This is a genomic window from Kitasatospora phosalacinea (assembly GCF_000716545.1).
Lineage (GTDB): Bacteria > Actinomycetota > Actinomycetes > Streptomycetales > Streptomycetaceae > Kitasatospora > Kitasatospora phosalacinea.
Genome location: NZ_JNWZ01000008.1, coordinates 66300 through 82045 on the forward strand (window position 1 = coordinate 66300; position 15746 = coordinate 82045).

Genomic DNA, 15746 nt, shown 5'->3' on the forward strand with positions numbered 1-15746 from the left:
CATGTTCGAACGGTTCGCCACGGAGGCCCGCCGCGCGGTCACGCTGGCCGGCGAGGAGGCGCGGCGGATGGACCACGACCACCTGGGCACCGAGCACCTCCTGCTCGGCCTGCTCGCCCAGCCGCAGGACCCGGCCGCCGAACTGCTCGGCCGCGCCGGCCTCGACCTGGAGGGCGGGCGGCGCGCGGTGCTCCGCGCCCTGGGCGGCACCGACCCGGAGCGCGACGCCGCCGCGCTGGCCGCGATCGGCATCGACCTGGCGGCGGTCCGGGCGGCCGTCGAGTCCCGGTTCGGGCCGGGCGCGCTGGACGGCCCGCCGCCCGCCCGCCGCTCCCGCTGGAGCGGCCCCCGGTTCACCGACCGCGGCCGCCGGGTGATGGTGCTGACCCTGCGCGCGGCCACCGGGCAGCGGGCCCGCCGGATCGAGACCGGCCACCTGCTGCTCGGCCTGCTCCGCGAGGGCGGCGGGGTGGCCGTCCGGGTGCTGCGCGAACAGGGCGCCGACCTGGCCGAACTGGAGCGCGCGACGGAAGCCTCGCTGGTGGGCGGCCTGCGGGAGGCTTCCTAGCGCCCCATAACACGGAGTGGTCACAACTGGGGCGCTGCCCGATGAAGGTCGAACGCGCTCCTTGGCCTGGGGGTACCGGTGAGTTAACGTCTTTGAGCCAGCGATCGCTGGGTACAGATCCACATCTCCGGTACAGCGCAGTGTTGTTCTGTCTTACGGCTGGCATGTCCATGCCCTGGCAAGGAGACCGCATTGACCACCCCCCTGACCACCGGACGCCGCCGGCTCCTCGCCGTACCGGCCGTCCTGGCACTGGCGTTGACCGCCGCCTGCTCCAACAGCTCCTCCGACGGCGGGGGCGGTGGGGGCGGTTCGGCCGCCGCCATGACGGGTGACTGCGCCAAGTACCAGGCGTACTCGGGCCACTCCGGGACCAAGGTGTCGATGTACGCCTCGATCCTCTCCCCGGAGTCGGACTCGTTGGAGAAGTCCTGGGCCGAGTTCAGCAACTGTACGGGCATCAAGATCGTTTACGAGGGCTCCAACGACTTCGAGTCGCAGCTCCCGGTCCGGGTGGCCGGCGGCAACGCCCCCGACCTGGCGATCATCCCGCAGCCCGGCCTGCTCGCCCAGATGGTGAAGTCCGGCAAGGTGGTCAAGCCGCCGCAGCAGACCGTCGACAACGAGAGCAAGTGGTCGCCGGTCTGGAAGGAGTACGGCTCGGTCAACGGCACCTTCTACGCGGCGCCGATGAGCGCCAACATGAAGTCGCTGGTCTGGTACTCGCCCAAGGCGTTCAAGGCCGCCGGCTACGAGGTCCCGAAGACCTGGGCCGACCTGGTCGCGCTCAGCGACAAGATCGCCCGCGCCGGCGGCGAGACGAAGCCCTGGTGCGGCGGCATCGGCTCCGGCACCGCCACCGGCTGGCCGGCCACCGACTGGCTGGAGGAGATCGTCCTCGGCTCCTACGGCGGCGAGGTCTACGACCAGTGGATCAGCCACAAGGTGAAGTTCTCCGACGAGAAGATCACCACCGCGATGAAGACCGTCGCCGACTGGATGCAGAACCCGGCCTGGGTCAACGGCGGCATCGGCGACGTCAAGACGATCGCCACCACCACCTTCCAGGACGCCGGCGCCCCGATCCTCAGCAACAAGTGCGCGATGCTCCAGCAGGCGTCCTTCTACCGCGCGCAGTGGCCCAAGGGCACGAACATCGGGCCGGACGGCGACGTCTTCGCCTTCCAGCTGCCCGCGGTCAACCCGCAGGTCCACAGCCCGGTCGAGGGCGGCGGCGAGTTCCTGACCGCGTTCTCCGACCGGCCCGAGGTGCAGGCCGTGCAGAACTACCTGTCCACCTCGGAGTGGGCCGGCAGCCGGGTCAAGACCTCCCCGGGCTGGGTCTCCGCCAACCAGGGCGTGGACAAGAGCCTGTACACCGACCCGATCGACAAGCTCTCCGCCGAGTCGCTGACCGACCCCGCGGCCACCTTCCGGTTCGACGCCTCCGACCTGATGCCCGCCGCCGTCGGCGCCGGCGCCGAGTGGAAGGCGCTGACCGCCTGGTTCGCCGAGGGCCAGTCCATCCAGAAGACCGCGGGCGACATCGACGCGGCCTGGCCGCAGTAACCGGACGCCACCGGGCAGCGCGGGTGCACCCGCGCTGCCCCTCCCGTGCCCCGAGGAAGGACCCTCCGCATGCCCACCGACACCCGGCTCGCCGGGCCGGCGCTCCACCTCGCCGATTCGCTGTGGCAGGACGCGGCGATCAAGTTCGGCAACACCGCGGGCGCCGTACTGGGCTTCCTCGGCCTGCTGCTCGCGGTGTTCTTCGCGGCGGGCCGGGCCACCGGACGCTTCTCCCGGCCGCTGGCGGTCGCGCTGATGCTCGGCCCCGCGGCCGTCCTGCTGCTCGTCGGCCTGGTGGTGCCGCTGCTGCGCACCGTCTACCTGAGCTTCTACGACTCCGACGCGGCGAAGTTCGTCGGCGGCAGGAACTACGGCTGGGCGGCGACCAGTTCGCAGATCCACGACGTGCTGCTGAACACCCTGCTGTGGCTGGTGGTCGCCCCGGTCGCGGCCACCGGGCTCGGCCTGCTGCTGGCCCTGCTGGTCGACCGGATGCGGGGCCAGGCGATCTACAAGTCGCTGATCTTCATGCCGATGGCGGTCTCGCTGGTGGCCGCCTCGCTGATCTTCAAGTTGCTGTACGAGTCGCGCGGCGCCGGTCAGAACCAGGTCGGCCTGCTCAGCCAGATCGCGGTCACCCTCGGCTGGGACGACCCGCCGAACTGGATCCTGTCCCAGCCGCTGAACAACTTCCTGCTGATGTCCGCCATGGTCTGGGTGCAGACCGGCTTCGCCATGGTGGTGCTGTCCGCCGCGATCAAGGCCATCCCGGACGAGATCACCGAGGCCGCCCGGCTCGACGGCGCCTCGGGGGCGCGGCTGTTCCTGCACATCACCATTCCGATGATCCGCACCACGCTGGTGGTGGTGCTCACCACCATCATGATCATCACGCTGAAGGCCTTCGACATCGTCCGCACCATGACGGGCGGCAACTTCGGCACCCAGGTGCTGGCCAACGAGATGTACTCGCAGAGCTTCGAGCAGTACAACACCGGTCGCGGCAGCGCCCTCGCGGTGATCCTGTTCCTCGCGGTGGCCCCCCTGGTGGTCTACAACATCGCCCTGCTGCGCAAGGAGCGTGCGACCCGATGAGCGCCGAGCCCACCCTCGACAAGGCCGCCGCCCCCGGGCCCGGGCCGGGCGGGGCGGCCCGCCCCGACCTGCCCCCGGCCAAGGCCGTCCGCCGGGCGTTCAGCTCCCCGCTGGCCAGCGCCCTGGTGATCGCCGTCACCGTGCTGTGGACCATCCCGACCGTCGGCCTGCTGGTCACCTCGCTGCGCCCGAAGGGGGACGTGGCCTCCACCGGCTGGTGGGAGGCGTTCGTCCACCCCGACTTCGAGCTGGAGAACTACCGCTCGGTGCTGTTCGACAACACCTTCGGCACCTCCGGCGGCCTGATGCCGTACCTGGTCAACTCGGCGGCCATCGCGATCCCGGCCACGGTCTTCCCGCTGGTGCTGGCCGCGATGGCGGCGTACGTGCTGGCCTGGGTGCGGTTCAAGGGCAGCGACACGCTCTTCTTCGTGGTCTTCGCGCTGCAGGTGGTGCCGCTGCAGATGTCGCTGATCCCGCTGCTGCGGCTGTTCTCCAGCGGCGCGCACCTCGGGTCGGTGACGGTGATCCCGGCGCTCAACCTGCAGGACAGCTACCTGCCGGTCTGGCTGACGCACACCATGTTCGCGCTGCCGCTGGCGATCTTCCTGCTGCACAACTTCATCGCCCAGCTGCCGCGCGACCTGATGGAGGCGGCGGTGGTGGACGGGGCCTCGCACTTCAAGATCTTCCGGTCGATCGTGCTGCCGCTGAGCGCTCCGGCGCTGGCCTCGTTCGCCATCTTCCAGTTCCTGTGGGTGTGGAACGACCTGCTGGTGGCGCTCACCTTCGCCGGCGGCAAGCCGACCGTCGCGCCGATCACCTCCCGCCTCGCCCAGCTGTCCGGCTCCAACGGCAGCCGCTGGGAGCTGCTTAGCGCGGGCGCCTTCCTGTCGATGATCGTCCCGCTGGCGGTGTTCTTCGCCCTGCAGCGGTACTTCGTCCGCGGGCTGCTGGCCGGGTCGGTGAAGGGCTGATCCGGGCCAGGTCCGATGATTCTTGAACGTGCGCGGACAGAACGATCGGATGCGGAGCGTCCGGCTTCCGGATGGCCGGAAGTCGTGGTCGTGATGTGAGGGTTCTGCGGACGCGCCGGGGTCGGAGCGGGTAGGACGGAGGGCGGCACTTCTGCCGTTAATCCGGTCATCCGACCTTGGGGGGTTGGCGTGAGGCTCAGAAAACGAATCGTCGGGCTGCTGGTGGGCCTGCTCGCGGCGAGCGGACTGATGGTGGCGCCCGCGGCGCACGCGGACACCACCGCGGTCCTCGGCAACAACACCACCGGCACCGCCACCGACTCCGGTGACTCCAACTACATCAACACGTCCCGCTTCGTGACGGGTTCCAGCGGCGGCGCCGTCAACAGCGTCAGCGTGTACGTCGGCGCCGTCGGCGCCACGCCCAACGACCAGTACCAGGTCGCGGTGTACGGCGACGTGGCCGGCAAGCCCGGCCCGCTGCTCGGCTCCTCCGCCTCCGGCACGCTCACCGCGCACGCCTGGAACACCCTGCCGGTCGCCGCCGCCCTCGCGCCGAACACGCCGTACTGGCTGGCGTACAACTCCAACGGCGTCTCCGCCGCGGTCAACAACCTGAACTACGCCACCGGCGGCCAGAGCGGCTACTCCACCGGCGGCACCGCCTTCGGCACCTGGCCCAGCAGCTTCGGCGCCGTCTCCACCGGCAACCTCAACTACTCGATCTACGCCACCTACACCCCGTCCGGCGGCGGTGGCGGCACGCCCGGCGGCGGCCCCGGCAACGAGGGCCCGATCCTGCTGGTCACCAACCCGGCCAACCCGTACACCTCGTACTACGGCGAGATCCTCAAGTCCGAGGGCCTGAACTACTACAAGACCGCCGACCTGAGCACCGTCACCGCGACCACGCTCAACTCGTACGACGTGGTGCTGCTGGCCGAGAACCAGCTGACCGCCGCCCAGACCACCATGTTCAGCACCTGGGTGAACGGCGGCGGACGGCTCGTCGCGATGCGCCCCGACAAGCAGCTCGCCGGGCTGCTCGGCCTCACCGCCACCACCGACACGCTGGCCGACGCCTACCTGAAGATCGACACCACCGCGGCGCCCGGCACCGGACTGACCTCCGACACCATGGGCTTCCACGGCACCGCCGACAAGTACGCCCTCAACGGCGCCACCGCCGTCGCCACCCTGTACAGCGACACCGCGGTGGCCACCGCCAACCCGGCCGTCACGCTGCGCGCCGCCGGCACCGGCCAGGCCGCCGCGTTCACCTTCGACCTCGCCAAGTCCGTCGTGCAGACCCGCCAGGGCAACGCCGCCTGGGGCGGCCGGCAGCGCGACAACGTCGACGGCATCGAGGCCAGCGAGATGTTCTTCGGCACCGGCGGACAGCTCAACTGGAACAACCTCGACAAGGCGCAGATCCCGATCGCCGACGAGCAGCAGCGCCTGCTCGCCAACCTGATCACCACCATGGACGCGAGCAAGAAGCCGCTGCCGAAGTTCTGGTACTTCCCGCGGGACGTCAAGGCCGTCGTCGTGATGACCGGTGACGACCACGGCATCGGCGGCACCGGCGGCCGCTTCGACGGCTACGTCGCGCAGAGCCCGGTCGGCTGCAGCGTCGCCGACTGGGAGTGCGTGCGCGCCTCGTCCTACATCTACACCGACGACCCGATCACCGACGCCCAGGCCAAGGCCTACTCCGACCAGGGCTTCGAGATCGGCGTGCACGTCACCACCAACTGCACCCCGTGGGGCACCCCCGCCGACCTGCAGAACGTCTACTCCACCCAGCTCGGCGCCTGGAAGGCCAAGTACGCCTCGCTGCCCAACCCGGACAGCACCCGCACCCACTGCGTCGAGTGGGACGACTGGGCGACCCAGGCCAAGACCAAGCTCGCCAACGGCATCCGGCTGGACACCGACTACTACTACTACCCGGCCGGCTTCGTGCAGGACCGGCCCGGCTACTTCAACGGCACCGGCCTGCCGATGAAGTACGCGGACGCCGACGGCAGCACCATCAACGAGTACCAGGCCACCACCCAGCTCACCGACGAGTCCGGGCAGTCCATGCCCTCCACCGTCAACACGCTGCTGGACAACGCCTACAACTCCAAGGGCTACTACACCGTCCTGACCGCCAACATCCACACCGACTACGCCGCCTCCACCGCCTCCGACCAGGTCATCGCCTCGGCCAAGGCGCACGGCGCCCCCGTCGTCTCCGGCCGCCAGCTGCTGAACTGGCTGGACGCCCGCAACGGCTCCGCGTTCTCCGGCATGGCCTGGAGCGGCAACGCGCTGAGCTTCGGCATCACCGGCGGCGCCAACGGCCTGCGCGCGATGGTCCCGGTCAACTCGGCGGCCGGCACGCTCACCGCCGTCAAGCGGGGCACCACCACCGTCAACTACCGCATCGAGACCATCCACGGCATCGCGTACGCCTTCTTCGACGGCACCGTCGGCTCCTACACCGCGACGTACGGCACCGACACCACCGCGCCGACCGTCACCGGCTCGGTGCCGGCCAACGGCGCCACCGGCGTCCCGGCCACCGCCCCGGTCAAGGCCTCCTTCGGCGAGCCCGTCCAGGCGAGCACCGTCAACGGCACCAACGTCACCCTGAAGACCACCGCCGGCTCCACCGCGGTGCCCGGCACCGTCGCCCTGGACCAGGCGACCAACACCGTCACCTTCACCCCGAGCGCCGCGCTCTCGCTCAGCACCGGCTACACGCTGAGCGTCGCCAACGTGAAGGACCTGGCGGGCAACGCCCAGACCGCGGCCTACACCGCGGCCTTCACCACCGCCGGCGCGCCGCCGCAGACCATCGGCAACAGCGCCGTCGGCAACCAGCTCGACGACACCGACTCCAACCACCTCAACGGCTCCAAGATCACCACCGGAGCCTCCGCCATCGCGCTGACCTCGCTCAACGTGCACACCGGGCAGACCAGCGCGGCGCCCAACAACCAGTTCCAGATCGCCGTCTACAGCGACAACGCCGGCTCGCCGGACGCCCTGCTGGCCACCAGCTCGGTCGGCACGCTGAGCGCCAACTCCTGGAACGGCGTGCCGATCACCTACACGCTGGCGGCCAACACCACGTACTGGGTGATCTACAACTCGAACGGCACCAGCTCCACCGTCAACAACATGCACTACAGCTCGGGCCCGGCCGGCTCGGGCGCCTACAGCAGCGCGTCCGTCCCGTTCGGCACCTTCCCGGCGAGCTTCGGCACCGCGGTGAAGGACAACCTGGTGTACTCGCTGTACGGCACCTACTGAACCGTCGAGTGACACCTCCGGGGGCGGCCCGGGCCACGCACCCGTGGCCCGGGCCGCCCCCGGCCGTCCGGCCGGGGCACCGGCGCGGCGGCGTACGCTGAGGGAGCCAAGAGCCCCGCGCGCCCGCCCCAGTGAACGGAACCCTCCCGATGCCGTACGACCCCCCCACCCACAGCGTGGAGCGCTCCCTGCACCGGGCCGGCGCCCGGGTGGTGGCCGGGCTGGACGAGGTCGGCCGGGGCGCCTGGGCCGGGCCGGTCATGGTCGGCGCCGCCGTCACCGGCCTGCGCCGCCCGCCGGAGGGGCTGACCGACTCCAAACTGCTCACCGAGCGGCGCCGCGGCGCGCTCGCCCCCGTCCTGGAGGGGTGGGTGACGGCGTACGCGATCGGGTCCGCCTCGGCCCGCGAGTGCGACGACCTCGGCATGACCGCCGCCCTCCGGCTGGCCGCCCTGCGCGCGCTGGAGCAACTGCCGGTGCGGCCCGACGCGGTGATCCTGGACGGCAAGCACGACTACCTGGGCGGCCCCTGGAAGGTCCGCACGGTGATCAAGGGCGACCAGTCCTGCGTCTGCGTGTCCGCCGCCTCGGTGCTGGCCAAGGTCCGCCGGGACGCGCTGATGGCCGAACTCGGCGCGGACCACCCGGCGTTCGCCTTCGGGGAGAACGCCGGCTACCCCTCGACGACGCACCGCGCCGCCCTGGAGGAGCTCGGCCCCACCGAGCACCACCGGCTGTCCTGGTCCTACCTGGACGCGCTGCCGCGCTGGAGCCACCTCAAGCGGCAGCGCATCCCGGTCGACACCGGCGAGCAACTCTCCCTCGGTTTCTGAGGATTTCTCGACCTCGCCGACCTCGCCGACCGCGCCCCCGTGGGCCGTTCCCGGTGTCCGGCGGCACCGGTTCCTGACGGTTCGTCAGGATTCGTCCACCCGTCGCCGGGGCGTCCACGCCGCCGTGCGCACAGCGCCCCACCCTCCCAAGTGGTGGGGTGCCCGTGCGCATCCGACCGGCGTTTGATAGGAATCCGGGTATGCCTGTCTTCCCCGAGGAGCCGGAGATTCACGAGACGATCCCGGGCCCCGGCGTTCCCCTTCCCCACAAGTCGGACGCACCTGCCCCCCGTATGCCTTCTTCCACCGCCGTCGCCGCTCCGGTCCCGGGCCCCCGCCCCGGCCCGCCGCGCCCCGCTCCGCCCCGTGCCGACCGCCCGGTCCCCGGCCCGCGGCCCCCGGCCCGTCCCAAGCCCGGCCCCGCGCCGAGCCCCGGCCGGCCGGACGTCCAACTCCTGCCCGCCGCCGCAGCCGAGGCGATCGACCGTGCCGACGAGGCGGTCGACGCACTGCTGGAGTCCGGCCGCCGCCCCGGCGACGTGCTGGTCCTGACGGTCGGTGCGGCGCACCCCTGGCAGCAGCACGAGTTCAGCTTCGGCGAGGAGCGCTACTGGGCGCAGCTCGCCGACGGCGGCGACGTGTTCTACGCCGACGCCGCCACGACGCGCAGCCTCCGCCGGGACGTGGTCGTCCTGGTGGTCAACGAGGACCGCTCGGAGCGGGTGGCCGCAGCGGCGCGCAAGGCGCTGGAGCGGGCCGCGGAGCTCCTGGTGGTCTGCGGCGGGACGGAGACCGTCGCCCCGCTGTTCGCCTGAGCGGCGGGCCGTCCGTGGTGCCGCCCGGCACCGCGGACCGGCCTGGCGCCGGGCGGCGGGGCGGCGGGCTTGCGTCCGTGCGTCGCCTGCCTGCCTGACCACCTGCTGTCTGGCTGTCTGGCTGTCTGCCTGCCCGCCGAGTCCGGGTCTCCGCGTCCCCGTCCGGTCAGCGGGCGGCGGTGCGGCGGACGGGCCGGTCGTCGTGGGCGCCCTCCAGCGCGCGCAGCGCGCTCAGTGAGGTGACCGGGGCGACCGGCGGCTGCTGGGCCGGCAGTGCCTCGGACAGCGGCGCTCCGGACGGTGCGGAGGGGGTGTCGCGCCGGATGCGCGGCGGCAGTTCGGTGACGGTGTGGACCGGACCGAGCGTCCACGAGCCGGAGTGCGGGTTGCGCCCGCGCCGGCCGTCGCCGAGGGACTGCCAGCCGGCCGGGGTGAGCGTCAGGTACGAGCCGCAGCGCAGCCCGTGCAGTTCGGCGGCGGCGCGCAGCGCCCACATCCAGGCGCCGTCCTGCTCGGTCCAGTCCGGACCGCCCTCGCGGCAGCGCAGCAGGACGGCGGTGCGGCTGGGACGGTGGCGCTTCAGGTCGTGCGGGGTGATCCGCCGCAGGTGGCCGAGCAGCGCGTTGCGGTGGTCCCACCCGTCGCTGAACTGCGGCCGGACGCCGAACGAGGCGGACGCCGCCACCCGGTGCTCGGCGTTCAGCACCGCGACCACCGTGGTGCCCGGCTGCGGGAGGTGCCGCTGGTGCAGTTCGGTGACGAACTCGCGGGGCGCCCGGAGCAGGGGCACGCCGTGGTCCTGCCACTCCGGCAGGGTGATGCTCCGGTGGCCGTTGCAGCGGGAAGGACCTCGGTCGATGCCGTTGATCACGATCCTCCTTCCCGAGCCCGCGCCCCCTGGGGCGCGCGAGCGTACGCCGAAGACCGGGTCCGACGGACCGGGTATTGGATACCTTCCAATTCTCGGGCGAGAGCAGTCCGAGCGGCAATGATGAAATGACGAGCGCAGCCCGAAATCCCTGCTTCTGCCGGATATGTGCCACGCCCTCGACGGGGCCATTCGGCTGACCGTCCGATGAGCGTGGGGTGTACGGCCTGAAACGTTCCGGTGTACGCCCCCTTCCGTGCCCCCGGGGGCGCCCGCACGCCCTGTCCGTCGTCCGCCGCCCGCTGTCCGCCTTCTCCTGTTCCCGGTCCGTGTTTTCCGTTTCCCGTTCCCCGGCCGGCCTCACCCCCGGACGGCGAGGACGAGCGGGAGCACGGCGGTGGCTCCGGCCTGGCGGAGCAGCCGGGCGGCGACCGTCAGCGTCCAGCCCGAGTCGACCAGGTCGTCGACCAGCAGGACCGGGCCCGGCTCGGCGGCCAGCGTCTCGGCGAGGCCGGGCGAGAGGGTGAGGGCCCCGGCGACCGAGCGCAGCCGCTGGGCGCTGTTGCTGCGCGGGCCGTGCGGCGGCTCCCCGGTGGCGTACTCGACCCGGCCGAGCAGCGGCATCCGGCCGATCGAGGCCAGGCCGCCGGCCAGGTCGGACACCAGCTGGGGCCGGGTGGAGGAGTCGAGCGCGACCACCCCGACCGGGCGGGCGAGCCGGTCGCCCTCCGGGCCGGCCGGCCCGGCCCAGCCGCCGGGACCCTTGGCCCAGTCCGCGACCACCCCGACCATCGCGTCCAGCACCTCGCGCGGCAGCGGCCCGTCCGGGGAGCGTTCGTCCAGCAGCGAGCGCAGGCGGCCGCCCCAGCCGATGTCGGACAGCCGGCCCAGGGCGCGCCCCGGCTCGGCCTGCTGGGCCGGGGGGATCCGGCCCTTGAGCGGGACGCCCAGGGACTCCATGCCGGTGGGCCACATCCGCCTGGTCTCGAAGGAGACGCCGGGACGGCCGAGCGCGGCCCGGGCCGCGTCCAGCGCCCCGGTGGAGACCTCGGCGGAGTGCCGGGGCGGGGAGCAGCGGTCGCAGCGGCCGCACGGGGCCGCCTCGGGGTCGTCGAGCTGGCGGCGCAGGAACTCCATCCGGCAGCCCTCGGTGGCCACGTACTCCCGCATCGCCTGCTGCTCGGCCTCGCGGGCCCGGGCGACCTTGGCGTACCGCGCGGCGTCGTACTGCCACGGCTCGCCGGTGGACTCCCAGCCGCCGCGCACCCGGCGGACCGCGCCGTCCACGTCGAGCACCTTGAGCATGGTCTCCAGCCGGGTGCGGCGGAGGTCGACCGAGGTTTCCAGGGCGGCGGTGGAGAGCGGGCGGCCCGCCCCGGACAGCGCGTCCAGCGTGCGGCGGACCTGCTCCTCGGCGGGGAAGCCGATCGAGGCGAAGTACCGCCAGATCGCCTCGTCCTCCCGGCCCGGCAGCAGCAGGACCTCGGCCCGGTCCACGCCGCGGCCGGCCCGGCCGACCTGCTGGTAGTAGGCGATCGGGGAGCTGGGCGAGCCGAGGTGCACCACGAAGCCGAGGTCGGGCTTGTCGAAGCCCATGCCCAGGGCGGAGGTGGCGACCAGCGCCTTGACCCGGTTCTCCAGCAGCGCCGACTCGGCCTCGCGGCGCTCCGCGTCCTCGGTCCGCCCGGAGTAGGAGGCGACCTGGTAGCCGCGCCCGCGCAGGAACTCGGTGACCTCCTCGGCGGCGGCCACCGTGAGGGTGTACACGATGCCGGAGCCGGGCAGGTCGGGCAGGTGGTCGGCGAGCCAGGCCAGCCGGTGCGCCGGGTCGGGCAGCGGCAGCACCGCCAGGCTGAGGCTCTCCCGGTCCAGCGGCCCGCGCAGCACCAGGGCCTGCGCGTCCCCCGCGCCGGTGCCGAGTTGCTCCGCGACGTCCGCGGTGACCCGGGCGTTCGCGGTCGCCGTGGTCGCCAGCACCGGGACACCGGGGGAGAGCTCGGCGAGCATGGTGCGCAGCCGCCGGTAGTCGGGCCGGAAGTCGTGCCCCCAGTCGGAGATGCAGTGCGCCTCGTCCACCACCAGCAGGCCGGTGGAGGCGGCGAGCTTGGGCAGCACGTGGTCGCGGAAGTCGGGGTTGTTCAGCCGCTCCGGGCTGACGAGGAGGACGTCGACCAGGCCGTCGGCGACCTCCTGCTGGATCTCCGACCACTCCTCGGGGTTGGCCGAGTTGATCGTCCGGGCGCGGATGCCCGCCCGGGCGGCCGAGTCGACCTGGTTGCGCATCAGGGCGAGGAGCGGGGAGACGATCACCGTCGGCCCGGCGCCGCGGGCGCGCAGCAGGGCCGTGGCGATGAAGTAGACGGCGGACTTGCCCCAGCCGGTGCGCTGGACCACCAGGGCCCGGCGACTGTCCACCACCAGTGCCTCGATGGCCCGCCACTGGTCCTCGCGCAGGGTGGCGCCCGGGCCGGCCAGGTCGCGCAGCACGGCTTCCGCGGCGGCCCGGACGGCGTCGCGGTCGGCGGGAGTGGTCGGGTGGAGTTCGCGCGTCTGCATGGGTCATGGATACCGTGCGGCACGGACGGACCGCGAATGGCGCCCTGTGGACAGAGTGGCGTTCATCGGTTGATAGGCCGACGAATCGCCGTGGAAACTGTGAAATGTAGGCCATTCGGGGGAGGAGATGCTGAACCCCCCGATTTATCCACAGGGTCGGACGAATTCTCCGCGGTCCGGCGCGATCCGGTCCAAGCTTCCGCCATGACCGCAGACGACCGCGCCACCACCCCCGCCCCGCACCCCGGCCACCTCCCGGTCCGGCTGCGCGGCCCCGCCGACATGGCGGAGATGCTCCCCTACCTGCTGGGCTTCTTCCCCGACGACAGCATCGTCGCGGTGGGCCTGCAGGGCGCCGGGCTCGACCAGGGCGGGGTGATCCGGATCGACATCCCGGAGGACCCCGCCGACTGGGAGCGCACCGCCGAGGAATCCGCCCGGCTGCTGATCGAGCTGTCCGAACAGCGCGACCGCCGGCCCGTCCAAGTCCTGCTGTACCTGTGCCGGGATCCCGCCGGGGACGCCCGCACGCCGGAGGCCGGGCACGCCGTGCTGTCGCGGCTCCGCCCGCTGGCGGCCGCGCTGGCCCGGGCCTTCCAGGCCCAGCAGGTGGTCGTCAAGGAGTCGCTGTGCGTCTCCGCCGGCCGCTGGTGGTCCTTCCTGTGCACCGGGGCCGACTGCTGCCCGCCGGAGGGCACCCCGGTCCGGGCGGCCCACCAGCCGAGCCCGCTCGCCGTGGCGGCGACCTTCGCGGGGCTTGCCCCACGGGGCAGCCGCAAGGCGATCGTGGCCGGGCTGGCCCCGATCGGCCCGCCGGGCTGCGAGGCGCAGCGCCGCGCCCTGGAGGACGCCGGGCCGCCGTTCATCCGCGAACTGGCCGGCCCCGGCGGCCGGGCCGCCGCCGTCCGGCGCACCGCCGGGCTGCTGGCCGAGGCGATGGCCGAGTTCCGCGCCGGCGCCCGCGAGTTGGACACCGCCCGCACCGCCAGACTGCTGATCGGCATGCAGGACAAACTCGGCCGCGACCGCGCCGCCGAGTACGCCGAACCGGACGAACTCGCCGCCGCCCAACGGCTGTGGCGGTTCCTGATCCAACGCTGCGTCGACCCGTTCGAGCACCTCGCCGTCCCACCGATGACCTTGATGGCCTGGACGTCCTGGCTGGCCGACGACTCGGCCACGGCCCGGGTCGTGCTGGCCAGGGCGCTCGAACTGGAGCCGGGCTACACCCTGGCCCAACTCCTCTACGAATCACTGAACTGCGGCATCTCCCCGGACGCCCTGCTGCGGGTGATCCGGCGCGAGCGCGCCGCCAGACTGCGGGACGGGGAGTTCCCGCCCCCGCCGGAACTCCCGCCAGGGGCAACCCCGGTGGTTCCTGCCGCTTCCGGGCCCGCTTCCGGGCCCGCCGCTTCCGGGCCCGCTGCTCCGGGGCCCGCCGGTTCCGAGCCTGCCGGTTCCGGGCCGGGCGGGCCGGGGCCGGACGAGCCGGCCCCGAACGAACCGGGGCCGGGCGGCGATCGGCCGGCCGCTCCGGCCGACGGGCCGTCAGCCGCAGCCGTCCGGTCCGACCGGGGGCACCGCCCGCGCCCCCACCGTGCCGTTCCGGCGGTCGCCCGCGTCCGGCAGGTCCGGGCGCACCGAAGCCGACACGCGATCGGAGACTGACATGCGAACCCCCGACCCGCGGCCGCGGGGCGCCGGTGCCGGGCTAGACCTCGCCGCGGGCCATCCGGATCAACCGGTCCAGCACCGCCCGGCCGCCGACCCGCACCCCGTCGTGCTCCCACTCGTTGGTGACCCAGACCCCGGTACCGGCCACCGCGTCCGCGGTCTCCAGCGAATGCGCCGTGTCCACGTACATGTCGTCGTGGTACACCGCCGCGTACACCGGTACCTGGTTCGCCGCCAGGCGCGGCAGGTCGTACAGGTCGGGCCAGTCGGTGCGCTCCGCCAGCAGCTGCGCCGTCTCGCGCAGCGGCCGCAGAGCCGGGTCGGTCTCGAACATCCAGGGGTGGATCATCTCGCCGGTGAGCAGCACTGGTCCGTCCCCGGCCAGCGCCGCCTCCGCGTCGAACTCGGGGAACTCCTCGCGCACCCGCTCCGCCGCCCAGCCGGTGGCCCCGGCGTCGACCGAGCGCTGCCCGTAGATCGACTCGTGCAGGACGGCGTACAGGGGGTTCTGCGCGAAGGACAGGTGCGACTGCGCCCCGGCCAGGAAGGTGTCGGAGAGCTCCGGCCCGTCCGGCCCCTCCACCCAGGCCTCCTCCAGCAGGTAGTGCAGGACGGAGGAGCCGGAGCCGCCGCCCAGCAGGATGCCCAGCGCCTGGAACGCCCGCACGGTCAGCGTCCCGCCGTCGGGGAGCGTCGCGGGCCGCTCGACCAGGTGCGCCGCGATTCGCCGTACCGCCGCCACGTCCTGGGGGAAGCGCGCGTAGTGCCCGGCGTTCTTGCGGGCGACGCGCGGGTAGGCCGCGCGGTAGACCTCGTCCGCCGAGCGGCGCAGGCCGGCCAGGCCGCCGGTGACGAAGGCCTCGCGCAGGTGCTCCGGGGCCAGCGAGAGGTAGGTCAGGGTGCAGAAGCCGCCGAAGCTCTGTCCCAACAGGCTCCACCTGCCGTCGGCGCCGAGCAGCTGGCGGCGGATCAGTTCGGCGTCCCGGACGATCGAGTCGGCCCGGAAGTGCGCCAGGTACTCGGCCTGCTGCCGGGCGTCGCCGCGCCGGGCCAGGGTCTGGCGGTTGGCGGGGGTCGAGCGGCCGGTGCCGCGCTGGTCCAGCAGCAGCACCCGGTAGTCGTCCAGTGCCCGGTCCAGCCAGCCGTCCCGGCCCAGCGGCCGGTTGGCCTTCCCGCCGGGGCCGCCCTGCAGGTACACCAGCCACGGCAGTTCCTCGTGCTCGCGTCCGGCGGCCACCACCTCGCGGGCGTAGACCTCGATCTCCTCGCCCCCGGGAGCACCGTGGTCCAGCGGCACCCGGAAGACGTGATCGGTGGTGACGATTCCGGGGATGCGGCTGAGGGAGGACATGCAACTCCTAGGTGCGAGCTGGTCACAGGTGGGTCGCGACGCCGATCGCCGGGGTCACCGGTGCGTCCGTCGTCGTCCTCGCACCGTATCCTGACCCCGGACAGGAGCCGCCGGGGGGCGTCCGCCGCGTGCGGAGC

11 protein-coding genes are annotated in these 15746 nt (G+C 73.0%); 8 read left to right on the plus strand and 3 right to left on the minus strand.

Translation table 11 applies throughout. The annotated features are described in order from the left end of the window. Position 1 precedes the first annotated feature (1 nt). The 7 genes from OO48_RS05975 (at position 2) to OO48_RS06005 (ending at position 9160) form a co-directional block, all read left to right on the plus strand. Positions 2–568: a Clp protease N-terminal domain-containing protein gene (locus OO48_RS05975; protein ID WP_033213291.1), complete on the plus strand. Its 567-nt coding sequence runs from the start codon at positions 2–4 to the stop codon at positions 566–568. Between the two features lie 192 nt (positions 569–760). Beyond that, positions 761–2137: an ABC transporter substrate-binding protein gene (locus OO48_RS05980; protein WP_051731783.1), complete on the plus strand. Its 1377-nt coding sequence runs from the start codon at positions 761–763 to the stop codon at positions 2135–2137. 69 nt (positions 2138–2206) lie between these two features. Next, the gene (locus OO48_RS05985) at positions 2207–3232 is read left to right on the plus strand and encodes a carbohydrate ABC transporter permease (protein ID WP_106970259.1); all 1026 of its coding nucleotides are present in this window, start codon (positions 2207–2209) and stop codon (positions 3230–3232) included. Next, on the plus strand, positions 3229–4209 hold the full coding sequence (locus OO48_RS05990; RefSeq protein ID WP_245194526.1) for a carbohydrate ABC transporter permease: 981 nt from the start codon (positions 3229–3231) through the stop codon (positions 4207–4209). The genes OO48_RS05985 and OO48_RS05990 overlap by 4 nt, the downstream gene beginning before the upstream one ends. Before the next feature lie 189 nt (positions 4210–4398). Continuing rightward, positions 4399–7512, plus strand: coding sequence for an Ig-like domain-containing protein (locus OO48_RS34895; protein ID WP_157845385.1), 3114 nt, complete (start codon positions 4399–4401; stop codon positions 7510–7512). 149 nt (positions 7513–7661) lie between these two features. Then, entirely contained in the window at positions 7662–8345 is a 684-nt protein-coding gene (locus OO48_RS06000) for a ribonuclease HII (protein WP_033213292.1), read from the plus strand. Between the two features lie 293 nt (positions 8346–8638). Further along, a complete protein-coding gene (locus OO48_RS06005; protein ID WP_342449628.1) occupies positions 8639–9160 on the plus strand; it encodes a hypothetical protein in 522 nt (173 codons plus the stop codon). Positions 9161–9326: 166 nt separating this feature from the next. On the opposite strand, the gene OO48_RS06010 is transcribed toward OO48_RS06005, so the two are convergent. Beyond that, entirely contained in the window at positions 9327–10028 is a 702-nt protein-coding gene (locus OO48_RS06010) for a hypothetical protein (protein ID WP_425338511.1), read from the minus strand. A 360-nt stretch (positions 10029–10388) separates the two neighbouring features. Further along, complete coding sequence (locus tag OO48_RS06015) at positions 10389–12584, minus strand: RecQ family ATP-dependent DNA helicase (protein WP_033213295.1); 2196 nt, start codon at positions 12582–12584, stop codon at positions 10389–10391. Positions 12585–12788: 204 nt separating this feature from the next. Between OO48_RS06015 and OO48_RS06020 the strand changes: the two genes are divergently transcribed. Next, complete coding sequence (locus tag OO48_RS06020; protein WP_051731785.1) at positions 12789–14252, plus strand: DUF4192 domain-containing protein; 1464 nt, start codon at positions 12789–12791, stop codon at positions 14250–14252. A 43-nt stretch (positions 14253–14295) separates the two neighbouring features. Here the strand turns inward: OO48_RS06020 and OO48_RS06025 are convergent, their stop codons facing one another. After that, positions 14296–15609 (minus strand): alpha/beta fold hydrolase, encoded by a 1314-nt coding sequence (locus OO48_RS06025; RefSeq protein ID WP_033213296.1) that lies wholly within the window; start codon positions 15607–15609, stop codon positions 14296–14298. Positions 15610–15746: the final 137 nt, after the last annotated feature.

Excerpts from the sequence above, each read along its gene's own strand:
- OO48_RS05975 (WP_033213291.1), top strand. The coding sequence starts at position 2 with ATGTTCGAACGGTTCGCCACGGAGGCCCGCCGCGCGGTCACGCTGGCC.
- OO48_RS05985 (WP_106970259.1), top strand. The coding sequence starts at position 2,207 with ATGCCCACCGACACCCGGCTCGCCGGGCCGGCGCTCCACCTCGCCGAT.
- OO48_RS05990 (WP_245194526.1), top strand. The coding sequence starts at position 3,229 with ATGAGCGCCGAGCCCACCCTCGACAAGGCCGCCGCCCCCGGGCCCGGG.
- OO48_RS06000 (WP_033213292.1), top strand. The coding sequence starts at position 7,662 with ATGCCGTACGACCCCCCCACCCACAGCGTGGAGCGCTCCCTGCACCGG.
- OO48_RS06005 (WP_342449628.1), top strand. The coding sequence starts at position 8,639 with ATGCCTTCTTCCACCGCCGTCGCCGCTCCGGTCCCGGGCCCCCGCCCC.
- OO48_RS06015 (WP_033213295.1), bottom strand. The coding sequence starts at position 12,584 with ATGCAGACGCGCGAACTCCACCCGACCACTCCCGCCGACCGCGACGCC.
- OO48_RS06020 (WP_051731785.1), top strand. The coding sequence starts at position 12,789 with ATGACCGCAGACGACCGCGCCACCACCCCCGCCCCGCACCCCGGCCAC.
- OO48_RS06025 (WP_033213296.1), bottom strand. The coding sequence starts at position 15,609 with ATGTCCTCCCTCAGCCGCATCCCCGGAATCGTCACCACCGATCACGTC.